Raw genomic sequence first — 23712 nt, forward strand, 5'->3', positions numbered from 1 at the left:
AAGTATGAATTTAGCTTGTATCGCAATTAAAAATCGAATTGTCACGTTAGTTTTAACCGTGGTTATGCTGGTGGCCGGTCTCATGGTTTTTTCATCGATGAGCCGTTTGGAAGACCCTGAATTCACAATTAAAGACGCCCTAATTATTACTTCGTATCCAGGTGCATCAGCCGAAGAAGTTGAGCAGGAGGTCACCGAACTTTTGGAAAAAACGGTGCAACAGCTTGGCGAGCTCGACAGAGTCGTGTCGAAGTCAGAGCAGGGGCTGTCTACCATCACCGTAACGATAAAGGAGCAATATAATAAAGAAACGCTGCCTCAAGTTTGGAACAAGCTGCGTCAGAAAGTAAGCGATGTTCAGCCGTATTTGCCTCCAGGTGCTTCTACACCATTAGTGATGGATGACTACGGTGATGTTTACAGCATTTTTATGGTGGTCACTGGCGATGGCTATGAATATCACGAGCTGAAACGTTACGTAGACAAGTTGCAGCAGCAATTGTTACAGGTGAAAGGCGTCGGAAAAATCACCACATTTGGTGAACGTCTTGAGGCGATTTACATCGAATTCAACAGAGATAGATTAGCGCAACTCGGTCTATCTCCCGACATGATCATTCAGCAATTAAGTAGCAAAGGGCTTGTCGTTGATGGTGGTCGCGCAAAGTTAGGTGCTGCCTATGTGAACGTTACACCAACAGGTGGATTTGATTCCTTAGCTGATTTTGAATCGCTATTAATCAGCGATGGCGCTGAGAAGCAATTCTATTTACGTGACATTGCATCCGTAAAACGCGGATATTCAGATCCGCAAAGTGCCATTATCCGTTTTGATGGTAAATCAGGCATAGGACTTGGTGTGTCGACAGTGTCTGGTGGAAACGTAGTTGATATGGGGGAAGCCGTACTAAATCGACTAGCAGAACTTGAAGATGTACGTCCTATTGGTATTGAGTTTGGTTATGTGTCGCTGCAATCAGAAGCGGTGACAGAAGCCATTTCAGGGTTTGTTATCAGCCTTGTTGAAGCCGTTGTGATAGTGATTGCAGTATTACTGGTTTTTATGGGCATACGCAGCGGCATGTTGATTGGTTTTGTTCTTATTTTGACCATTGCGGGTTCATTTATTTTTCTTGAGCCTATGGGCGTTGCACTTGAGCGAATTTCACTAGGCGCGTTGATTATTGCACTCGGCATGTTAGTCGACAATGCAATCGTGGTCGTGGATGGGGTACTGATCCGCATGCAAAAAGGGGAAAGTGCGCGAAATGCTGCCCCGAAAGTCGTAAGCCAATCGGCTTGGCCACTACTGGCAGCGACATTGATAGCCATACTCGCATTCGCCGCGATTGGTACCTCTAACGACGCAACAGGGGAATATTGTCGCTCGTTGTTCCAAGTGGTGATGGTGTCTTTGCTATTGAGTTGGGTTACCGCGGTCACAATTACGCCATTGTTGTGTGTACTCTTTTTAAAACCACCCGCACAAAATGAAGCACAAAGAGACCCCTATGGCGGTGCATTCTACTCTGGATATCGAGCGTTTTTAACTCTATGCATTCGACACCGTTACCTTAGTTCAGCCTCTGTCACGGTCGTATTTGCGTTATCGCTTTGGGGTTTTTCTCTCGTAGAACAGAGCTTTTTCCCGAGCTCAACTCGGCCACAATTTATGGTGGACGTGTGGTTACCTCAGGGCACGCATATTGATAAAACTCATGAGAACGCAAAAGAGATTGAACGCTATTTAAAGCAACAAACGCATGTCACACACGTGACAAGCACGATTGGTGAAGGAGGATTACGGTTTTTGTTGACGTATCAACCTCAGCTTTCAAACAGTAGCTACGCTCAGTTTCTTGTAAGCGTTGATGATTACACCGCACTCAGTGAACTGATGCCCCAAGTTGAGCTTCAGTTATCACAGCGCTACTCTGACGCGTTAATTTATGCCGCACCATTTGAACTTGGCACAGGGACCGTAGGAAAAATTCAAGCCCGTTTAAGCGGTGAGGACATTGACCAACTAAGGAAAAGCGCGCAAGAAGTCGTAGCGATTTTTAATGAGGATAGCAATACGAAAGCAGTGCGGACGGATTGGCGACAAAAAGTCAAAGTGGTGAAGGCGGTATTGTCTGAAGAGCAAGCCAATCTTAATGGTATTTCGCGCTCGATGGTCGCACACACTATTCGAGAATCTTTCGAAGGTGTAACAACGGGCGTCTTCCGAGACAAAAACTTATTGCTTCCCATCATTGTACGTGCCGATGAGCAAGTCCATGCTGATATTAGCAATCTTGAGAATATTCAAATTTGGAGTCCGATAGCCCAAAAGATGATCCCGTTGCGTCAAGTGGTGCAATCGTTTCAAACTGAATTTGAGGACGGAGTTATTTACCGTCGAAATCGCGCGCGTACGATAACGATTTTTGCAGATCCAACGGAAGGTACAGCAAGTGAATTGTTCGCGCGACTGAGACCAAAAGTGGAAGCGTTGACACTGCCCAAAGGATATACATTAGAGTGGGGCGGGGAGTTTGAAGACGCCTCTAAGGCTGAAGAAGGGCTAAGTAAATCGATCCCAGTGTTTATTTTGGCGATGATTTTATTAACGGTCATCATGTTTAATTCTCTAAAACAAACCTTGGTTATTTGGCTTTGTGTGCCATTGGCCGTAATTGGTGTCACGGCGGGGTTATTGGCGACAAATCAACCATTTGGTTTTATGGCTTTACTTGGCTTTCTAAGTTTAATTGGCATGCTTATCAAAAATGCGATTGTACTTGTTGAAGAAATCAACCTTGAGCAAGGTGAAGGTAAACCACTATTGCCGGCCATTATTGACTCCGGTGTTAGTCGTTTACGTCCTGTTGCAATGGCTGCATTGACGACAGCGCTTGGGATGATCCCATTGATTTTTGACGCTTTTTTTGTGTCGATGGCTATCACTATTATTGGAGGGCTCGTCTTTGCTACGGTACTCACAATGGTCGTTTTACCGATTCTCTACGCCTTGATTTTTAAAGCACAAGGCGATTAATTGAACGGTTATTTTTAGTGTGTGGGAACAACCGCGCTTAGCTTAGTTAGGGGAAATCAACGTTTTAATGCACTGATGTAGAACGTTGACTTTCTCCTTTGAGAGTCGATTTGGGTAGATAGAGAGTGAAATCATGAATCCATCGCCCATGGCACTGAGTTGTTCGGCGAGAATGTCGGCTGGAATATCCTTTCGAACGGTGTTTGCCTGTTGGCCTTTTTCTATCATGTTGATGACCTGAGATAGGATCAGCTCGTTTCGCTTTTGCACAAAATCAGCAAACGTTGGCTCAATGGTCGCGTAAGATTGAAGCTGTAAAAAAGCCCGGACCAGATCGGTATTGTCAGCGCTACTCCAAAGAGACCATTGTTCTATAGCCGTCGCAATATCAGTCGGTTCGCCTTTGCTAACCAAAAGTGCTTCAAAACGTTTAAACAACTCATCCGCGATGCCGAGTATTAACTCGTCTTTGTTTGCAAAGTAGTAAGTAATCGTTCCTGTTGAGCCACCTGCATTTTGTGCCACTTTGCGGATAGATAAACCTGAATAACCTTCACGTGCGAGCGTTGTAATTGCAACATCGAGTAATTCCTCTCTTTTTTTATCCCGATCTCCTGTCGGTCTACCTCGTTTGGCTTTTGTCATTTCTTTAGATTGAGCGGAGTCGATAAGAGGTTTGGTCATCATAATTCTGGTCAAGGTTGAGCAAGCGTTTAACGTGTTCGTTATCATAACATTGATTGGAGCGAGTACTAACGCAACAAGTTGTTTTTATTTACCGCAATTAATTGTGTTATGGTGAGTCTACATCAATTAAGGATAATGACTTTGAAAATATTAGCAATATCAGGGAGTTTAAGGAAAAAGTCTTATAATTCTGCGCTCTTAAAGGCTTGCCAAGTGCTGGCGCCAGATTCAACAGAAATTATTCTCTTTGATGGATTGGCGGACATTCCCCCCTTCAATCCAGACGTTGAAGCGAGTAGCGTAAAGAGCGTGTTGAAACTTAAACAGCTTTTAGCATTGTCTAGTGGGCTGATTATTTCAAGTCCAGAATATGCTCATGGTGTAAGTGGTGTGTTGAAAAATGCCCTAGATTGGTTAGTGAGTGAAGCTGAGTTTGTCGATAAACGAGTGGCCATTTTTAATACCTCGCCTCGCGCTTCACATGCAATCAATGCGCTCCATGAAATTATTCGTACGATGTCGGGCAATATTGATACGCAGGCTTGCTTAACGCTTCCTTTACTTGGCTCCGAGCTGTCGTATGAAGGCATTTTAGACGATGAGCATATGGTGCAGCAAATTCGCAAAGCGCTCGATGTATTTTGTTCGTTTCGACCCCGTAGTCTAAATTAAGACGACGAATCACGATGAGATGGAAGAAAAAATGGAAAAAGTTACGGGTATTGGTGGTCTCTTTTTTAAGTCAGAAGATCCAGAGACGTTGGCAAATTGGTATGAACAACATTTAGGGGTTAATCTTGTGCCGAAAAGTTATGGAGAAACACCGTGGACACAAGATGCAGGCCCAACGGTATTTGCGCCTTTTGCAAAAGACACGACTTATTTTGGAAGAGATAGCCAGCGTTGGATGATTAATTTTAGAGTTACCGATTTAGGTAAAATGGTTGCTCAGTTGCAATCGCAGGGGATAGACGTCACCGTCGACCCAGAAGCCTACCCGAATGGATCGTTTGCGAGACTTTACGACCCAGAAGGTAACCCTATTGAGCTCTGGCAACCTAAATAATATGTCCCGGCAATACTAATTTATATAAGGAAGTTAAGATGATATGTGTGCGGTTGGCAGAGAAAGAAGACTTGCTTGGCATTCTATCGCTTTATAACGAATTGCGACCGCATGATCCCACTCTCAATCAGCAACAAATAGACCTTCACGGGGCACAATTGTTGAGAGTCTCAAATACGAAGTTAATTGTGGCGCTTGTGGAAGGCAAAATAGCATCAACATGTCAGCTTGGGATCATTCCTACGCTCACTAATGGTGCGAGGCCTTTTGGCGTGATCGAACATGTAATAACGAGTCCTTTGTTTCGGCGTAGGGGATTGAGCCAACGTGTAATGGAACATGCATTGCAATTGGCTTGGGAAAATTCGTGCTATAAAGTCATGCTGTTGTCAGGTGAGTTAAGATCTGAAGCACATCGATTGTACGAAAAAATCGGTTTTCAAGCGGGTATTGAAAAAGGGTTTATCATTAAAGCGCCATTGAAGGACTGAAAAAATGTATTGGTCTCTTTTGTTGTTTCTCCCTGCGTGTTTTGCACTCAATATGGCGCCAGGTCCAAATAATTTATTAGCGATGAACAATGGGCGTAACTATGGTTTTAACGTGGCCTTTATTGCTGGGTTGGGTCGTATTGTTGCGTTTATTATTATGATTACTTTGGCCGCATCCGGACTTGCTGCTGTTTTGTATGCATCAGAAACATTGTTTTATACGATTAAAATGTTAGGCGCTGTTTACCTGTTTTGGCTAGCCTTTAAACTCTGGTGTTCAAGCGCATTGCACATAGCCAAAAAAGTCGCCAATGGTTCTGGTAATAAAGAGCTAATTAAACAGGAATTTATGCTTGCTGCTGGGAACCCTAAGGCGATTTTAATCTTTACTTCATTCTTGCCTCAATTTGTCGATGTAAACCGCAATGTACAACAACAGTTCGTGACGTTAGGCGGCCTATTTTTGTTATTAGAAATGGTCGCATTGAGTGGTTATGCATTGTTCGGTATGTATCTAAGTCAGTGGTTTACTCGACCAAAAACAGCGGGTCGTTTTAACAAAGGCTGTGCTGTGTTGTTGTCGGTTTCCGGGGTCAACTTGCTGTTTAGTAAGAGTTAAATTTCTTTCTGTCGGTTGTTTCTAAATTGAACATTGGTAAAAAGTACTAGTGCTTTTTTACTACTTCAGCGTTTTCTCTGTTTTTATTGCTAAAACTGGAATGATTGAAGGGGTGTTCTACGCTTCACTGAGTGAGCTTGAATAGTCAATGGCATCAATCTAGGGCCAAGGAAGAAGTTTGTAATGGTGCACCATCACGGAATTGCTCATAAATACAAACGTATTATTGAGGTAAATACAATGAAAGTATTGGCAGCGCCAGTTAAAACGGCGGTTATAGTAGGATGCTTGATAGGGTCGTTTCAAGTATTCGCAAATACAGTTTATACAAGTGACTCAAGTGTAACCGCTTGGGATCCGATTTATCCCGCGTCAGCCTATAGCAATTGGGCTGCGCCGTGTGTTGTAAATCCCGAAATCACCTTAGCGGACAATTGGGTTAATCCGCATTCAGCCTATTCTTTTGGTACCGCAGCTCATCCTTGGCAAAATCAAAACAATAATTACGCAAGTTGGATTAACGCTTGGAACAATTTAAGTTCACAGGGGCCGCAAGGACAAAGTTGGACTCGCTACACGCAAGAAGTTTCGGGAACAGGCGAATTTGTATTAGATCTATTAGCGGATAATTGTTCGTGGGTTTACATTGATGGAAACTTAGTTGGGTTTCAAGGTGTGACATCGTATTCACAACAATACCCTGTTTCCTTAAGTGGTACGCATACGTTGGATTTTCTAATTTATGACGGTGGCGGTTTAGCGGGGGGCATGTTTAAACTTGAAACAAATACTGGCACGCAATTTCCTGATACGGACGGCGATGGTCTTACCGATCCAGAAGAAGTGTTAACGCAAACGGACCCAAATAATCCAGATAGTGATGGCGATGGGTTTAGCGACGGTGAGGAAGTGAGCGCAGGCAGTAACCCTAATGACGGTTCCAGTACTCCCGTTGTGGACTCTGATGGGGATGGCGTGATGGATGGTGATGACATGTGCGAAGGAACTGCAAGCGGTGCTTCGGTCGATCAATATGGCTGTTCGGGTGAACAGAATGTCGGCAATTCGTGCGCTTGCAGCGGACCCGAAGAGGGCGTGCTTTGGAAAAATCATGGACAATATGTGAGTTGTGTTGCCCATGCGAAAAATGCACAGATTAATATGGGATTGTTGTCTGAAGCGGAAGGTGAAGCCTTGGTTGAGTCTGCTGCGCAGAGTAGTTGCGGTAAGAAGTCCAAAGGCAAATAGATGGCGTTAAAATCTAACGGATATTACTCAAATAAATAGAGAAGGGCCTTTTGAAGGCCTTTCTTTATGTGTCGAAAATATTCAATACCTGAGTTGGTAAAGCCAGTATCTTGGTACGTATCAAAACAGGAGAATAGCCATGAGTAGCCGAGCAAACTACATTGAACTAGCACCACAAGGTCTGAAAATTTTACTGGAACAGGAAGGCTTTTTAAGAACGCAATTTGAACAGTCCGAGACGTTGACCATTTCTATTTGGGAATTAGTAAAATTACGTGTTTCACAAATCAATCAATGCGCCTATTGTATTGATATGCATTCTAAGGATGCGTTAAAGCTGGGCGAAACGTGGTCACGTATTGTGGGGCTCAGCGCGTGGCGAGATATGCCACAGTATTCGAATAGCGAGCGTACAGCGCTCGATTTGGCCGAACAATTGACATTGGCTAAGTCAATTGATGAGACAAATTATCAAATGGCGATAGAGGTGTTTGGCGAAAAAGCGTTAGTGATACTGACGTTCGCCATTAACGCGATTAATAGCTGGAATCGCATTGTTAAAGTCTTTAAGCCAGAGGTGGGACACTATCAAGCCTAACGATTTGAACTTAAATCCATTCCATTTAGAGCTGTTTCATCCATCGGGGCAGCTCAGTGCGTTGTTGCAGGGAATATGGGCTGCAAAGGTGACTTCACAGAGTGACGTCATCCGTAAGCCATTGCATTGTGATGCGGGCAGTGGACTGATGTTTAATTTTTCAGGTAAGGTTCAAATCGGTGAACAAATCTTACCTCGAGGTGTGATTTTATTGCCAGTGAGTAACGTTACTCAGCATATTACTTTTGGGGCTGATGCACGTTTGGCGGGAGTACGATTTCATCCGGCAATTGGATTTGGGTTGTTGGGCTCTCATGTTGATAGATACCAAAGACTTGAGGAGTCTGAGGACAACCAGTTTCATTTATACACCCTGTTTCATTCACTCGATAAAGAACCAAATGTGAAAGCCCAAATTGCGTTGTTAAACTCGTGGGCTAAGGCCTACCTTGACTTATCGCTAGTGTTACCTCATTCACTTGAGCATGCGCTAGCGCGTATTAGACAGGGGCATTCTGTTGGAGATCTTAGTTCGGTTGTAACGCACAGTCAGCGGCAAATTGAGCGCCTATTTAAGTTGTGGTTAGGAATGACGCCGAAGGCGTATCAGCGTCTCATACGTGTGAAGCACGTAATCGACTATTTAAAGCACAATAGCGGGGCAAATTTGGCTGACGTTGCGGTTCAGTTTGGCTTTAGCGATCAGGCACACATGACAAGGGAGTTTTCTGCAATCGCGCGTACGACGCCTGGTAAATTTTAGTGCATTTCATCAGAAATCAAAGTGGATCGTGTTTTGAACAAAGCGGTGAAAAACCACGTGAAGCGGAAAGACCACGTCGCCAACCAAGAACGTTTAGTCACTTGGCAAAAGACCGAGTTAGGACGTTATCTTATTCGTGCTTAATTGATCTCTAATTCAGGCGTTTGACTCGCCATCACTTTCAACAAAGCTTCATCCATTTGTGCAATGAAATCAAGTTTATAAGGATATTGCTCAAGCCCATCTTTGACGTAACCAATGTGTGCGGTACGCCGCAGTATCACGCGGTCTTCTAGAACACCACTCAACTCGATGTCGGGTTCACTACGTTTTATGTTTCGCATGACCAGTACAGTAGACAATCTGTCGTTCAGGTAACAATCTATTCGTCCTTTCACCAATTTCATTACATTGGAATAGGTGTCTTTATTTTCCCATACTTGGATTTTATTCTGTGCCAGTGCCTGGGTCAGTACATCATCTAAAATCAGATAACCGGCGTTAATACCTAGATTAATCGGATTTTTTGACGTATCTCGGTGTTCGATATTTTTTAGGGTAAAGCCCGAATTGCAATAAGCCACCACAACTTCCTCCAAAAGCGGTACCGAGTATGGCCAAATGTAAGGTCGCTTTTGAATGTGTTTGTAAGGTGGCATTATGGCGAATGCGGCACCATGCTCGAGATCAGCAAGCCCACGTTTCCATGGTACAGGTACAAGTTCAACTTGGTACTTACTATCAATTAAACGTGCCGCTTGGCGCACGAGATCCACATAGATACCGTTGAGTTCACCGTTAATCATGTACGTGTAAGGCGGATAGCTTTCATCCACCATGATACTCACGCGATATTGTGGTTCGGCCATGGTTCTTGTTGCAAAAAGGAGCAACAGCAACATTAATTTGCCAACACTGAGGAAGCCATTTCTCAATACGTGATGTACGGCACTATTGGCTGTCAGACGTGCCACACGGAATCCCAACAGATCGCACACCACGATTACACCTTAAATTTAGATAGAAGACTTTCTTGCTCATGCGCTTGTTTGGCCAGTTTATCACTGGCGCAGTATTGCTTGTCCGCAAAACGCCCAACTTCAACACTGATATCATTAATGTAGTTGGTGTTTTTGTTTATTTCTTCAATGACCACACTTTGTTGCTCTATGGCCGTGGCGATTTGAATATTACGATCCATTAATTCTTTAACGGCCTCTGAGATTTCATTCAACATATCTGTCGCTTGCTCAGTTTGTGTCACACAGCTCAGGGTTTTATCTCGGCTGCTGCCCATGGCTTCTTGAACTTGACTTGACGATGCTTGGATTTGGTCAATCATGGTCTTTATTTCAGTGGTCGATTGTTGAGTTTTTGACGCCAATGATCTGACCTCATCGGCCACTACGGCAAACCCACGGCCTTGCTCACCCGCTCGCGCGGCTTCAATTGCCGCGTTTAGCGCTAGTAAGTTAGTTTGCTCGGCGATACCATTGATAACCGAAAGAATATTTTCAATGCTTTGGCTGTACTGTGCTAATTGGGTACTCAACTTGTGAGAATGGTTAATATCGTCGGCGAGCGCCGTAATTTGGTTCTTAGCTTGCAAAAACACTTCTTGCCCTTGCGCGGCTTTTTCATTGACCGACGTAATCGAGCCCGCGGCTTGTTGCGCGTTACCCGCTATTTCTATCGACGTGGTACTCATTTCATGCATCGCCGTGGCTAAGCTCTCAATTAAACTCACTTGTTGATCCAGCTTTTTCATTGATTGCGTCGACAGCTCTTTTGCCGCGTCGCTGCTGCCAAGTACTTGATCGGCTCTTTCTTTTACATCGCACACTAATTGCTGTAATGAGGCTAAAAAGCGATTGAATTGACTGGCCACAACACCACATTCATCATTATTTTTAACGGTTAAACGCTGAGTAAGGTTGCCTCCACCACTGGCCATACCGGTAATTGCAGCTTCTAAGACTTGAAGCGGCTTGAGCAGGTGTAGCGCTAATGCTCGCATACAGATCACGCCAAACAATACGGCAAGTACTGCGATGACAAATGAGTTCAAGGTAATATCAAATAAGGTTTTGTAAGCAAGGGATTTATCAATTAATACGGCAAGATACCAATCTGTACCAAAACGGTTATCAAGTGCATGTAAGTAAAACAATTTCGTTCCATCTGCGGTCTTTATCTCAGTAATTTGGTCGGTTTTAGAGAGGGACAATTCAGGGTATATTTTGCTAATCGGTTGACCGTAAAATTGTTTTTGAGGATGGGTAACGATAGCGCTTGTGCTATCAACCAAGAAGGCATACCCAGTGTTATCAAAATTAATCGTATTAACACTTTTTGCAATAGCCTCAAGGCTTAAATCCCCCCCAATAACCCCTTGTAATCTGCCTCCTACAATAATCGGTGATACAACCGACAAAAGCAGTTCACCGCTTGCTGCATCTGTATATGGACTAGTAAAAACCGTATGTTGTTTTTCTTTTGCTAACTGATACCAAGCTCTTTGCCTAAAATCGATATCTTTGGGGTTACGGCGATTCAAGTCGTTAGAGCGTAACTGCGTCTCGTTATCTAAGGTCCCAAAAGCGAGTAGAAAAGATTGAGTGAAAAAAGGCGAATTCAGCGCAGCTTGAAAAGCATCCGAGCTAAAATGTTGCTCGATTTGGCTTTTAACTAAATTGATTTGATCAGCTTTTGCCGTCAACCAGTTGTCGATGCTGATAGCGAGCAATTGTGTGCTATCACTTACATAGGCATGATTTTTAGTTTGTAGCGAATCACTCACAAACCAATAGGTTGATGTCGTAGTGACGCAAATAATTATTAGTATTACAACAGCGGAAGTCACCGAAAACTTAGTGCGTATCTGCATTTTTTGTTGCCTAAAAAATTATCCCAACTTCAAAAGTGTTGTCTATTATTTGATTAATGGCAATAAATGAAGGTGAAAAACAATGCCCTTCTCTCGCTGCAATGAACTGCTGTTGCTCTGCTGTCTTTCAAGTTTCACCGTCTCAGCCTCCAGCACGGAACGTCCTGTTACGATGGCTGATATTGAAGCTCTGGAAGCACAACTAGCCGAGTTAAAAGCAAGGCTGCAAGCACAGCAAGTACAACCCCCACAAAGTGCGTCAAGTACGGCATCTTCCCCACAGACTGAACTCACTTCAACTCGCTCGTTTGTTGATCTTTATGCCACAATTCGTCCGACATTTGGTTATCTTAAAGAATCTGGTGGCAATAATTGGGATGTACGCGATGCACTTTCCCACGCGGGATTCAAAGTAACACATGAATTTATGCCCGATTGGCAGGTTGAACTGCAAGGAGAGTGGGGAATTGATTTGGCGAATGAGGGGAATTTCGGCAAATCGAGGCGTGCTTATACCGCACTAAAAACGCCTTATGGTCGATTTGGGATCGGGAAACAAAGACCAGCCCAATATTTGTTTATTGCCGATCCAGTTGATATTTTTAACCACTCCAGTAGCCCGTTTTCGTATGATCCAGAAAGCTTGTTCTTCGTCGATAATTTACTGTCATATCGCTTTGAATATGGACCTTTAACATTTATCGCAGTCGGTCAATTTGATGGTCAAAAAGGCGATGATCAAAACGATATGCTTAACGCTGGGCTGAGTTATGATGCGAATGGTCTTCATGCTGCGGTCACTTACCAGCAAAGTAAGGTGTATGAGGCAGACACTCGGCTCGGTGAAAATCAAATTTGGGCAGGTGCATTAGCGTATCAATTCACTGACCGTTTTTATGCCGCCGTTGCGTACCAAGATAAAACGTACCAGCGATTGGTGGCAGATCTATCGCGTGACGGCCATACATTTGATTTGTCATTGGCTTATCAATTATCACCACAATACAAACTCAAAGCGGGTATCTTTGATTTCGAGGATGGTTATGCCAGCACCTCATCTGAGAATCAAAGTTTCGATGGCTATAACGTGACGCTTGAGTGGTTACCCATTGCGCCACTGCGCGTTCATTTGGAATACCTATCCAAGTCATTTGTAAATGACACTGAGTTTGACTCTATTTCCATAGGCTTTCGCTATGATTTCAAGCAGCAGTGGTCGTTCAAATGATGTCTAATCGTGACTGTAAGTATTTTCGATCGAAATAGGCCTGTGTGTTGTCACCAGAACACAGAAAATAGGCTGGAAGTTAATTGCTAATCGTCGAAGTTTTCGCTTGCGAAGTTTCATTTTTGGGGGCATTTTAATGGGTGTTTAATAATCAATATTGTTCTAAGTAGCACCAATGCTCATGGCATAAACAGGAGTAACCATGTTTCCAGTGGATGTTTGGCTAGCCTATACGTTGGCATGCCTTCTTTTAGTGCTCTCTCCAGGTCCCGATAATTTGTTGGCCATCGGTAGAGGACTCAGTCAAGGTAAAGCAGCAGCGGTGATGTCAGGGTTATCCTCTGGTGTGGGTATATTATTCCATGTGTTAACAGCAACGTTTGGCCTTACTTTGCTATTGCAAACGTCCACGATTGCCTTTTACATCGTAAAAATGATTGGTGCCGCGTATTTAATTTGGTTAGGGATAAAAGTGCTTAAATCCAAAAGCTTATTTTCTTTGGCGAAGGCACAGAAACAGTCGTTAAAAACTATCTTTGGGACTGGTTTTTTATCGGCAGCATTGAATCCAAAGCCGGGCTTGTTCGTTTTGGCGTTCGTCCCTCAGTTTGTTAATCCAGAACTGGGTTCGGTGACCAGTCAGATGTTGGTTTATGGTGGCTGGTTTGCACTACTCACCGCTATTGGCTTTTCGCTAATGGGTGTGTTTGCATCCAAATTGAGTTGGTGGCTACAAAATAGACCTAAATTTATAAATGGTCTCAATGTTGGGGCGGGAATCACCTTTGTTACGTCGGGTTTAGCCGTCGCATTTATGAAACAACGTGTCTAATTCGCTTTGACTCAACGGAATGTTCCCATGAGGCAATTTACGATCAATCGACTCACTACGAATTTCGGGATTTTCAAATTATCAGGCGTTTGGCGAGATACACCCGACTTTACGTGCCAAATTTACTCTCTCGAAATGATGGGCACTGACGGGTGGATTCAATTAAATGCTGAAAACGAAAGAGTTCAGATGCTAAGAAACTCACTTTTACCGTTAATTAATGCACACCTCTGTTGTTAGTTTGATTAGAAGGACAAAAATCAAATGAGCTTTGCTTTATACATTTCTGCCGTTTTATTGTTGGTCATTGCGTTTGTTCATTCGTTCCTTGGCGAACGTTACATCTTGACGCGATTGTTTAAGCGAGATCTCCCAAAGCTATTTGGAAGTGATGACTTTACTAAGCGTACGTTACGATTTGCTTGGCATATCACGTCAATTGCATGGCTGGGCTTTGCCGCGATTCTCGCGCTTCTAGCTACACCTGGAACTGAAAAGGCCAGTTTGATTTATGTCATTGCGGCGACATTCATTGTGCATGGTCTTGTCGCGTTACTTGGTTCTAGAGGCAAACATGTATCTTGGGTTGTGTTTCTAGCTATCAGCGTTTCTGCCCTCGTCAGTTTATCTTAATCGTCCATTGCGCTTACTTGAAGGAAATCACATGTACGCCGTTATATTTAGAGCAAAACCGGGTGTTCAAGACGAAGACTATGAAATTACGGTCGCCAAAATGCGCACGCTGGCATTTGAAAAGTACGGCTGTCTTGAGTTTGTTGCCGCCACTGCTGGCGAGGAAGAAGTGGCAATTTCCTATTGGGAAAGTGAAGATGCGATTAAACAATGGAAGAGTGATTCAGAGCATACGTTGGCTCAATCGCTTGGGCGCAAAACATGGTATGAATCATATATTGTTCAAGTTGTTGAAATTAAAAGAGAGTATCGTTTTAACTAATCAAGCATATTGGATAGGTAGGTTGTGCCATATGGAGTGACCAATGAGAAGTCAAAGTGAGTTGGACATCATTGAACAATTGGCAGCGTTTAATAGCAAAGAACGCTTTTATTTACTTGGATATATTTTAGGTAACCGGTCATTTTCGCCTTCGAGTGAATTTTTAAGTCAACTTGAAGAGGCCTTGGGAATTTCGTTTCCTGACGCACTTTTTTGTGCAATGGATTATCACCTTGATTGGATTTACGCAGCACTTTGCAAAACCTACCAACCACAATCGTTATACAACAATAACCATGGAGAGGTTAAAGGTCAGCAAGAGGACGTTGATTTTCTTATTGCGTTTGAGCGTAATAGACATGTTCACTTAATTTGCATTGAAGCGAAAGGGGTCACGGGATGGTCGAACGCGCAGACCATTTCCAAAGCGGATCGCCTACGCACTATTTTCGGTGCTATTGGTAAAAACTGGCTCAATGTAACCCCATATTTTGTATTGATGTCGCCAACTCGACCACAAAAATTGACCATAGCACCGCTCTTAGGGTGGGCGACTTCACCGCCTAGTGGCTACCATTGGATTGAACTATCGATACCAAAAACACTGCAAAAAGTGACACGCTGTGATTCACTGGGACAGGCAAATCAGGATGGAGGATATTGGTGTGTAACAAAGCGACAATAATGTAGTTTGCAACACACATGCCATAGAAAGTAGCGATTAGCGACTTCCTGTAAGTCATTCATTTTATAAAAACACCTTTAAGACAATAAAAATGAGTTTAGGTCATGGAGAGAAAATGCGATTTGAAGTGATACCCGCAAGTTTAGAGAACGCCGATGCGATTGCACATTTGACCTTGGAATTAGGCTACGAAGTACGCGTTGAAGATACAAGCGTGTGGTTACGTGAGTTAATCGCGTCTCCCGTTCATTTGGTATTAGTCGCGGTAACAGGCACATCGATATGTGGCTGGTTAGTGATTGAAAAAAGGTTGTTTTTAGAGTCTGGCTTTGCAGCTGAAATCACGGGATTGGTGGTCGGCGCAAATTTTCGTCGTCAAGGTATTGCAGAGGCGCTTGTGAACTCAGCGGAATTATGGGGGCGAGAACATGATTTAACGCAGCTATTTGTAAGGTCAAATGTCGCACGCGATGCATCCCATGCATTCTATCCATCGATTGGTTTTAATCTGTCCAAAACGTCACACGTCTACGTCAAGCCCATTGCTCTTTCCCAATAATGCATATCAGTACCACGTACCTTAATGATATTAAACGTGGAAGGAGCAAATGCGCCTTTCGACCCTATCAATATTAGCGCAAGGAGGTTTTGTGCGATTATTACTTATATTTCTGTTTCTCATTACATCGATGAGTTCACAGGCCGCAGAGTCGACGTTAAATATTGACTCAGCACGATTAAATCAATCGATTAATGTTAAAATTTATACACCAAAGTCGTATGACTTGGTTAATAAAACGAACTATCCGGTTATTTACCTCTTAGATGGGGACGCACACGCAAACCATACTGTCACCAATTCGGCGTTCCTGAATTCAACAGGCGTCATGCCTGAGCTTATCGTTGTGGCGATATCTACGGTAGAGCGATTTACCTATTTCACGCCGACTTTGGACAAAAACAGTGGACGGGATTCAGGAAAGGCTGACCTTTACGCGCAATTTTTAACGTCGGAATTAATGCCAGAGATAAATAAAAATTATCGCGTTTCTGGTTTTAATATGGTCGCAGGACACTCGTTAGGAGGGCTTTTCTGCGCATATATCCTTCAGTCACAACCTGATATGTTTGATGCTTACTATTTGTTTAGCCCATCTCTTTGGTGGGATAACGAGGTGTTAGCTAAACACACTGATTTCAAATCAAGAGCAACATTGCCGTTTGTGTATATGAGTATTGCAAACGAGCAAGGTAAGCAAAGAACAGCCTATCAAAATTACCAAGCTAAACTTTCAGAAGTCTATCCGAATGCGGTTTTTCAAGAGTTTCCCAATGAAGATCATATGACGACGCCTTTATTGTCGCAAATTGGGGCATTTCGAGCGCAATTTGCTGATTGGCTGCTCTCTTTTGACGATGTAGTGAGTAACCCACAACGTTTTATCACACATTACCAAACGATAAATGCGAAATTTGGCACAACGGCTCAAGGTCAGGAGTGGGAAATCGGACAACCGGTACAGCATATCGTGAACGAGTTGAAAGACGCGAATAAGGCTTTGGTCGCGAGCGATGTTCATCTAACGATGTTTCCAAATTCTCAGTGGGCGTACAAATCAAAAGCCGATGCTCTGGCACTAAAAGGCGATAAATCGGCAGCGATTACACACATGGAAAAAGCAGTGTCGATTGCAAAGGAGCACAACGATAAATACCTTGAAATGCTGCAAGCAAGCCTTACTTCGCTAAAAGAAAGGCAATTCTAGATAAGTAAAACGTCGTGAGAACATAATGTCCTCTCGCTTCTACTCGATTTGAAAGCTGGCATAGGAATTGACTCATTTGTTCTTCAAGGTTGTTGATGTTGCGATTACAAATGGGTCAATCTTCATAAAAAGGGGATGAACTATACAAGTCTGTGCAAGCTGCCTCATGAACTTTCTTTCGTCTTCTATCCTGAACAAAAGGAGAAAAAGCGGGGTTCGACAAAGCGTAAAGCTCGGGAATTGTATGAGGGTCGCTAATATTATGCATTGTGAAACGCTGTCATATTATTAAATAAACGCGCATTTTGTTCGTAAGCAACCAATCCGACATAAGAACTATTATGGTGCAGTCGATGCACCACAAGGGGGCAAGGTGAGTTATTACGAAGTCAATTTCGATGGGTTAGTGGGCCCAACACACAACTACGCAGGATTATCGTTTGGCAACGTTGCGTCAAAATCGAATGCAAACAAGGTTGCGAACCCAAAACAGGCGGCTCTGCAGGGCTTAGAAAAAATGTGGACATTGACCCAGCTTGGGTTGCATCAAGGTGTATTCGCGCCCAATTGCCGCCCCGATCTGGAGACTTTACGAGCACTCGGGTTTAGTGGCACAGACGCTCAAGTGATTAATAAGGTAGCCAAAACAGAGCCTTACCTGTTGAAAGCTTGTTATTCAGCATCTTCAATGTGGACGGCCAATGCAGCAACGGTCTCGCCAAGTTGTGATACGTCTAATGGGAAAGTCCATTTCACTCCCGCCAATTTAAGCAACAAACTGCATCGAGCGATAGAAGCCAAGACAACCAGTTTGGTTTTAAAAGCCACTTTTCCAGATGAGCAGATATTTGTTCATCATCCCTGCTTACCTCAGCACCCTCTGTTTGGCGATGAGGGCGCGGCCAATTACACGCGTCTTGTCGATAGTTATGGGCACACGGGGTTGGCGATATTTGTCTACGGTGAAGATGCGAATTCAAATATAAAGCCAAAGGTGTTTCCAGCAAGACAGACCAAGCAAGCGAGCGAAGCGATAGCGCGTAGCCATCTGCTTGACGATACACATACACTCTTTGTACAGCAAAATCCCGAGGTTATTGACCAAGGCGTATTCCATAATGACGTTATCGCAATTGGCAATGAAAACGTATTTTTGTTCCATGAGCAGGCATTTTATCAACAAAAACAGGTCATAGAGGAAATTGGTCGCAAGTATCAAGGTTCGCGACCACTTCATTTAATTGAAGTCAGCAATCACGATATCAGCGTAGAGGCTGCGGTGAAAAGCTACTTGTTTAATAGCCAACTGGTCAGTTTGCCCACAGGAGGAATGGCGATCATTGCCCCCAGTGAATGTCAGACGATTGATGGCGTAGAGCGCTATTTGGCCTCGCTGTGTAAAGCCAGTAACCCCATAGAGGAAGTGATCTACTTAGACCTTAAACAGAGTATGCAAAATGGCGGTGGACCTGCGTGTTTAAGGTTGCGTGTGGCGCTTTCAAGCGATGAACTGAATGCGGTAAATAGCCACTGCCTGTTAAACGAATCTCGCTATCAAACTCTAGCTGCTTGGATAAATAAACACTATCGCGATCGACTGACTGAATCCGATTTGGCGGATCCAAATTTGCTGCTTGAAAGTCAGTCTGCGTTGGATGAATTGACTGGCCTTTTAGGATTGGGATCTGTCTATCCATTTCAACAAGTCTAAGGTATCCAGTCACCAAAGGTGATTTAAAATAAGGGCTTAGTTAATTTTGTTCATGGTAGTTTCAGACGATCTAGGTCAAGATACACGTTTTCCAACGTGGATAAACATACCATGAACAAATTCATTTCCTTGGCACTTGCGCTGAGTGCGACTTTTTCTGTAGTGGCCGCACCTGAGATGCCCAAATTCGACATTAAGCCTATTGCCAAAGGGGTATATCAGCACACGTCTTATCAAGCTGTGCCGGGATTTGGTGTGGTTGGTTCAAATGGTCTCGTCGTTATTGAAGATCAAAAAGCCTACATAGTTGATACTCCTTGGTCAGTTGAAGACACGGAGGCACTTGTTGATTGGATTGAAGCGCAGCAGATCTCCGTAAAAGCTTCTTTGTCAACGCACTATCATGAGGACCGCACAGCAGGAATTGAGTGGTTGAATGAACATGGCGTCGCAACCTATGCAAGCAGCCTGACGAATCAAATCCTGTCTCAAAAAGGCAAACCTAAAGCCACTCACGAGTTACGTTCCGACAGAGAAATAAACGTCGCAGGTAGCACCTTGGAAGTGTTATACCCTGGTGGCGGACACACAAAAGACAATGTTGTAGTTTGGATCCCAAATCAAAAAATGTTATTTGGTGGTTGTTTTATTCGAAGTAACGGGGCAAAAAGTCTTGGTAATTTGAAAGACGCAACATTGAATACATGGTATGGAAGTTTAGAGAATGTCACTGCAACGTACCCTGATATTCAATTTGTTGTGCCAGGACATGGTGAGAGTGGGACTTCAGCGTTAATTTCGAATACAAAACAGCTGGTTGAGGCAAAGCTACGCGCTGACCAAAAGGCACATTAGCGCTGAACCAGAGTGAAAAGCTCGATAATGCGATTAAAGATCAAAGGAGTAAAAGTGGGTAATTTATTTAATGCAATCCCTACGGATTTATCTGAAGAAGTGTTTGAATCAATTATCACCAGCCAGTCCATTCGCGTCGAACGAATTGTGTCAAAAGGGCATGAGACACCTGAAAATTCTTGGTACGACCAAGACGAACATGAGTGGGTTTGCATTCTACAAGGCAGAGGCACATTGGAATTTGCTGATGGGTCGACAAAAACCCTCAACGTTGGGGATTATGTGAATATTCCCGCACACGTGAAACATCGAGTCAGCGCAACAAGCGTTGACCCAATCACGATTTGGTTGGCGATATTTTATCGCTAACCAAAGCGGCTTCTCATGACATAGTGATGTGTAATGTCATTGTTCTTTAACGTTTTCTGACCAATTTCGTCATGTTTAGGTTTTATCTTGATCCGATTTTATTGCAAAGACTCAAGGTTAAACAAAATGAAAAACAGGAATTTGATTTGGTTAGTTGCGGCAAGCTCCGTATTACTCACCGCATGTAATGACGGCAGTGATGGTCAAGCAGGACTAAATGGTACAGATGGCGTCAATGGGCTAAGTAGTTTGGTGCTTCAATCCAAGCTTAATGCAGGCAATACGCACTGCTGGCTTGGTGGTGTGCAAGTTGATTCCGGATTAGACCAAGACCGTAATGGCTTGCTGGACAGCAGTGAAGTTACGCAGACCTCTTATCTTTGTAATCCAGATAATTTTGCGTCAAGTGGGGTGAGCTTACCGTATTCTGTGCTTCGCAATGATCTCGAAAATGGCGCAATTCCGGGTTCTACGTTTGAAATCCGAAACGGTGGTTATGGTTCAGATTTAGATGGTCACCCAAGTAACCCAATGCAGTTTTATGCCTTGACGGATCGTGGGCCAAATGCGGTATTTTCGGGTGCTCAAGGGAGTGGAAAAATGTTCCCGGTTCCAGATTATACGCCGAGAATTGGTTTGTTTGAAATCCACGCTGGAGGCTCGGTCTCCCTTGTTAAAAATATTCTTTTAAAAGACCGAGCTGGCAATCCAATTAGTGGCTTACCGAATAGCTCAGCACTGGGTGGCACGGGAGAAACCCCCTATGATGCGCATGGCGAAGTGATCCGTGTTGACATGAGTCAACCGTATGACGCACTCACCAACCCAATCAAAACAGACGACGATGGATTAGATTCAGAAGGTCTTGTTGCAATGAGCGATGGTACTTTTTGGGTCAGTGACGAATACGGTCCTCACATTGTGCATTACAGCGCAGACGGCGTTGAAATTGATCGTATCAATGCGTTTCCAGACGATGCACGTACCCATTTTAACTTACCCGTCGAGTTTGCCAATCGATGGGCAAACCGTGGGATGGAAGGATTAACGGTCACACCTGACGAAAAAACCTTAGTCGGTATTATGCAATCAAGTTTGGATAATCCAAGTAAAAATCGAACCGATCTTACTCGTATTGTGACCATTAACCTCGAAACCGGTGTGCAGGCACAATATTTATATAAGCAAGAGAAAGGCTCTAACTCGAATTCTGCCATCAAAGCACTCAGTGCAACACAATTTTTGGTGCTTGAGCGTGACGGTGCGTTTTTCAATCGCACGCCAAGTGCAATGAAACATGTGTACAAAATTGACGTAAGTAACGCAACAAACCTAGAAAGTATTATCGCGTCCGGTTCGGTAACACAAGACGCAAGCTTTGGGTTAATGCTTTCGGGTGAAACGTTAGAGCAAGTCATTAAAAACAATGCGGTAGGTAACGATTTTTCAGCGGGATGGGCAAAGCTTGCATCAGTTGGTATTACACCCGTAGAAAAAGTCGATTTAATCGTTGATATGGTCAGTGTGGTTAATTACCCACATGACAAAATGGAAGGACTGTGGGTGATAGACGATGGTCGTTTAGGTGTGTTGAATGATGATGATTTCGCCACGTGGTCAACGGACGGCGTACTGGAACAGAAATACTTAGATAGCACGCAAAGCCGAGTTGACAGTAATACCTTGTATATCGTCAATGGGTTGGATTTATCGGTGAATTAACGGTCATCACGGATGCGTTAAATTAGAAAAAGGATAAACATTATTGACGTTTATCCTTCATACCTAATAATAAAACAAGAAGTCGCGTTCCCACAAAGTGGGAGAGGGAGAAACTACATTCATTGGAGTGAACGTTATCATGGAAGCACGTTGTCATTGTAAAAACATTTCAATCCGTATTGGCCATCGGCCGAATCAACTGACGAGCTGTAACTGCTCATTTTGCTATCGAATTGGTGCGCTGTGGGGCTACTTTGAGCCGAATGAAGTTGATGTTTATGTTGAAGATAAAACCGCTGCTGGGGCATATTGCCACGGCGACATGTATATCCGCTTTCATCACTGTTCAAGCTGTGGATGCACGACGCACTACACCATGACGGACAAGTCACAAAAGCAAAAGGTTGCGGTGAACTTTCGTATGGTCGAGCCCGCGCTTTGCGATGATATTGAAGTGCGATTCTTTGATGGTGCAAGCCGCAGCGGGTTTGTTCGTTAGTCACGATGTGGACGTGTACTTTGCCTAGGATTGGTAGGTAAAAAGGCAACCAATCTTGGTTGCCTAACAATCCATCTTATTCAAGATTAAGTGCCGTTTGTAGCTTTTTGCCGAGTTCAACATGGGTTTGCATTTGACCGAAAGGACGAATGGCTTCCTGCGGTCCAAAAGCAAAGACATTAACAGGGGTGTGCGTATGTGTGCCTGTCGACCACACAATATTTTGCTGTGCAGAGAGCGCGCGTCCGATAAGGTTTAACGGACGCTCAGCCAAGTAAACATAAAACGACGAAAAGTCATTGATAGTGCTTGCTGTTTCACTACCAAGAGACGAGTGACCGCGTTTGAAAAAGGCATTTTTAGAGGTCGCTAGAATTGTTGCTGCATCCGTTTTGTTTATTTTAAACTCACTGGCAGCGTTAACAACGTTGACAAGGTTCTCAGCTAATGGCGTTTTCAATGCATGCGCGGTAGACCACATATTTTGGTAGCTTTTTGACTGCGCAAACAATTTATCGAGTACTTCAAGCTGTCCGAAATTGAAGTTAGGCTGATAGCGGTCATGATTCGGATTTGCCAGCACTTCCGCTTGCGGCAAATCAATCGCATTGTAACTGAAACCAAAACCGCCCGTTTCATGGTCAGCCGTTACGACAACCAAGGTGTCATCACGTTTTGCAGCCCAATTGAGTACGGCTTCAACGGCTGTATCAAATTTGACCATTTCGTTGAGTAAGGTTCCTGCATCATTGTTATGGCCAGCCCAATCGATTTGCCCGCCTTCAATCATCAAAAAGAACCCATCGTCGTTTTGCGAAAGCATCTTTACTGCCTGCATGGCCATTTCGGACAGTGTTGGCTCGTTCGGTTTTTCACCTTGTTTACTTTCAATCGCATCCGCCATCGCACTGTTTGCAAAAAGTCCCAAGACTTTATTGGATTTTGTCTGGTTTAACTGTTGTTTACTAAAGGCAAATTCATAGCCCGATTGTTCAGCGAGCAACAACACGTTTTGATCGTCAGTGCGTTTTGATGCAAGCGACAAGGCCGCTTCTTTCAAACCTTGTTCGAAGTGATGGGTCGGCGTTGATGGCAGCGTGTAGCCTTTCGGTAAAAAATGCCTAAGCCCTCCAGAGAGCATCACGTCGACTTGGCCTTTGGTCAGCATTTCTAGCGCAATATCATTCTCTTTCGAGCGATGAATTTGATGCGCAGCAAATGCCGCTGGTGTCGCATGAGTGATTCGGGTGTCTGACACTAATCCTGTCGCTTTGCCCTTGGCTTTCGCTTTTTCCAAAATAGTGTGAACCACCATGCCTTGACGATTGAGGCCAATCATCTCATTGCCAGCAGGTTCACCCGTTGCAAGTTGTGTTGCGGAACAGGCCGAGTCCACCACCAATCTATCGGCTGGTCCATGCAGCGACATGCCAACCACTCCAAGATTCGCGAGTTGCGCAATGGCGCTGTCTTGACCATGATAAATCGACTGTGGTGCACGCTTCGCATACTCTTGTAAAAGCCCCACTTGCTGTGGACCCATGCCATCGCCAATCATTAAAATCACGTTTTTAACTTTGGCGCTGGTTTTAACTTGTGTTGTTTGGGGAGGGGTGGCTGACGTGCAGGCACAAAGCAGCGTAACCCAATAGCCCAATATAATCATTTTAATAAACTTCATAGAGTCTCTG

At 43.9% G+C, this 23712-nt stretch carries 25 protein-coding genes; 21 read left to right on the forward strand and 4 right to left on the reverse strand.

Annotation, left to right across the window (positions count from 1 at the left end):
- Positions 1–4 precede the first annotated feature (4 nt).
- The gene (locus NI389_RS15605) at positions 5–3040 is read left to right on the forward strand and encodes an efflux RND transporter permease subunit (RefSeq protein WP_308360733.1); all 3036 of its coding nucleotides are present in this window, start codon (positions 5–7) and stop codon (positions 3038–3040) included.
- Positions 3041–3082: 42 nt separating this feature from the next.
- Here NI389_RS15605 and NI389_RS15610 read toward each other — a convergent pair whose 3' ends face one another.
- Positions 3083–3727, reverse strand: a complete 645-nt coding sequence (locus NI389_RS15610) for a TetR/AcrR family transcriptional regulator (protein ID WP_308360735.1) — start codon at positions 3725–3727, stop codon at positions 3083–3085.
- A gap of 141 nt (positions 3728–3868) precedes the next feature.
- On the opposite strand from NI389_RS15610, the gene NI389_RS15615 reads away from it, so the two are divergent.
- The 8 genes from NI389_RS15615 to NI389_RS15650 all read left to right on the forward strand — a co-directional run bounded on the left by NI389_RS15615 (position 3869) and on the right by NI389_RS15650 (position 8656).
- Positions 3869–4399 (forward strand): NADPH-dependent FMN reductase, encoded by a 531-nt coding sequence (locus NI389_RS15615; protein ID WP_308360737.1) that lies wholly within the window; start codon positions 3869–3871, stop codon positions 4397–4399.
- 31 nt (positions 4400–4430) lie between these two features.
- On the forward strand, positions 4431–4793 hold the full coding sequence (locus NI389_RS15620; protein ID WP_308360738.1) for a VOC family protein: 363 nt from the start codon (positions 4431–4433) through the stop codon (positions 4791–4793).
- 38 nt (positions 4794–4831) lie between these two features.
- A complete protein-coding gene (locus NI389_RS15625; RefSeq protein ID WP_308360739.1) occupies positions 4832–5284 on the forward strand; it encodes a GNAT family N-acetyltransferase in 453 nt (150 codons plus the stop codon).
- A gap of 4 nt (positions 5285–5288) precedes the next feature.
- Positions 5289–5903, forward strand: a complete 615-nt coding sequence (locus NI389_RS15630) for a LysE family translocator (protein ID WP_308360740.1) — start codon at positions 5289–5291, stop codon at positions 5901–5903.
- Positions 5904–6143: 240 nt separating this feature from the next.
- Positions 6144–7151 carry a thrombospondin type 3 repeat-containing protein gene (locus NI389_RS15635; protein ID WP_308360741.1) on the forward strand — a complete coding sequence of 336 codons (1008 nt, stop codon included), beginning with the start codon at positions 6144–6146 and terminating at the stop codon, positions 7149–7151.
- A gap of 139 nt (positions 7152–7290) precedes the next feature.
- Positions 7291–7749: a carboxymuconolactone decarboxylase family protein gene (locus tag NI389_RS15640; protein ID WP_308360742.1), complete on the forward strand. Its 459-nt coding sequence runs from the start codon at positions 7291–7293 to the stop codon at positions 7747–7749.
- Between the two features lie 4 nt (positions 7750–7753).
- On the forward strand, positions 7754–8512 hold the full coding sequence (locus NI389_RS15645) for an AraC family transcriptional regulator (protein WP_308360743.1): 759 nt from the start codon (positions 7754–7756) through the stop codon (positions 8510–8512).
- 21 nt (positions 8513–8533) lie between these two features.
- Positions 8534–8656, forward strand: a complete 123-nt coding sequence (locus NI389_RS15650) for a hypothetical protein (RefSeq protein WP_308360744.1) — start codon at positions 8534–8536, stop codon at positions 8654–8656.
- On the opposite strand, the gene NI389_RS15655 is transcribed toward NI389_RS15650, so the two are convergent.
- Both NI389_RS15655 and NI389_RS15660 read right to left on the reverse strand, forming a co-directional pair.
- Complete coding sequence (locus NI389_RS15655; protein WP_308360745.1) at positions 8653–9486, reverse strand: substrate-binding periplasmic protein; 834 nt, start codon at positions 9484–9486, stop codon at positions 8653–8655. The genes NI389_RS15650 and NI389_RS15655 overlap by 4 nt on opposite strands.
- A gap of 29 nt (positions 9487–9515) precedes the next feature.
- Positions 9516–11399: a methyl-accepting chemotaxis protein gene (locus NI389_RS15660; protein WP_308360746.1), complete on the reverse strand. Its 1884-nt coding sequence runs from the start codon at positions 11397–11399 to the stop codon at positions 9516–9518.
- An 82-nt stretch (positions 11400–11481) separates the two neighbouring features.
- On the opposite strand from NI389_RS15660, the gene NI389_RS15665 reads away from it, so the two are divergent.
- The 12 genes from NI389_RS15665 (at position 11482) to NI389_RS15720 (ending at position 22021) form a co-directional block, all read left to right on the forward strand.
- Entirely contained in the window at positions 11482–12627 is a 1146-nt protein-coding gene (locus NI389_RS15665) for a porin (protein ID WP_308360747.1), read from the forward strand.
- A gap of 202 nt (positions 12628–12829) precedes the next feature.
- Entirely contained in the window at positions 12830–13459 is a 630-nt protein-coding gene (locus NI389_RS15670; protein WP_308360748.1) for a LysE family translocator, read from the forward strand.
- 264 nt (positions 13460–13723) lie between these two features.
- Positions 13724–14092 (forward strand): hypothetical protein, encoded by a 369-nt coding sequence (locus NI389_RS15675; RefSeq protein WP_308360750.1) that lies wholly within the window; start codon positions 13724–13726, stop codon positions 14090–14092.
- A gap of 31 nt (positions 14093–14123) precedes the next feature.
- The gene (locus NI389_RS15680) at positions 14124–14414 is read left to right on the forward strand and encodes an antibiotic biosynthesis monooxygenase family protein (protein ID WP_308360751.1); all 291 of its coding nucleotides are present in this window, start codon (positions 14124–14126) and stop codon (positions 14412–14414) included.
- 43 nt (positions 14415–14457) lie between these two features.
- Entirely contained in the window at positions 14458–15099 is a 642-nt protein-coding gene (locus tag NI389_RS15685) for a hypothetical protein (protein WP_308360752.1), read from the forward strand.
- A 115-nt stretch (positions 15100–15214) separates the two neighbouring features.
- Positions 15215–15658 (forward strand): GNAT family N-acetyltransferase, encoded by a 444-nt coding sequence (locus tag NI389_RS15690; protein WP_308360753.1) that lies wholly within the window; start codon positions 15215–15217, stop codon positions 15656–15658.
- Positions 15659–15749: 91 nt separating this feature from the next.
- Complete coding sequence (locus tag NI389_RS15695; protein WP_308360754.1) at positions 15750–16865, forward strand: alpha/beta hydrolase-fold protein; 1116 nt, start codon at positions 15750–15752, stop codon at positions 16863–16865.
- Positions 16866–17238: 373 nt separating this feature from the next.
- Positions 17239–18576, forward strand: coding sequence for an N-succinylarginine dihydrolase (gene astB, locus NI389_RS15700; RefSeq protein WP_308360755.1), 1338 nt, complete (start codon positions 17239–17241; stop codon positions 18574–18576).
- Between the two features lie 111 nt (positions 18577–18687).
- Positions 18688–19431: a subclass B1 metallo-beta-lactamase gene (bla, locus tag NI389_RS15705; RefSeq protein WP_308360756.1), complete on the forward strand. Its 744-nt coding sequence runs from the start codon at positions 18688–18690 to the stop codon at positions 19429–19431.
- A gap of 54 nt (positions 19432–19485) precedes the next feature.
- On the forward strand, positions 19486–19800 hold the full coding sequence (locus NI389_RS15710; RefSeq protein WP_308360757.1) for a cupin domain-containing protein: 315 nt from the start codon (positions 19486–19488) through the stop codon (positions 19798–19800).
- A gap of 126 nt (positions 19801–19926) precedes the next feature.
- On the forward strand, positions 19927–21522 hold the full coding sequence (locus NI389_RS15715; protein WP_308360759.1) for an esterase-like activity of phytase family protein: 1596 nt from the start codon (positions 19927–19929) through the stop codon (positions 21520–21522).
- Between the two features lie 139 nt (positions 21523–21661).
- Entirely contained in the window at positions 21662–22021 is a 360-nt protein-coding gene (locus NI389_RS15720; RefSeq protein WP_308360761.1) for an aldehyde-activating protein, read from the forward strand.
- 76 nt (positions 22022–22097) lie between these two features.
- On the opposite strand, the gene NI389_RS15725 is transcribed toward NI389_RS15720, so the two are convergent.
- Positions 22098–23702 (reverse strand): alkaline phosphatase, encoded by a 1605-nt coding sequence (locus tag NI389_RS15725; RefSeq protein WP_308360763.1) that lies wholly within the window; start codon positions 23700–23702, stop codon positions 22098–22100.
- Positions 23703–23712: the final 10 nt, after the last annotated feature.

This window comes from Pseudoalteromonas xiamenensis (genome assembly GCF_030994125.1).
GTDB lineage: Bacteria > Pseudomonadota > Gammaproteobacteria > Enterobacterales > Alteromonadaceae > Pseudoalteromonas > Pseudoalteromonas xiamenensis_B.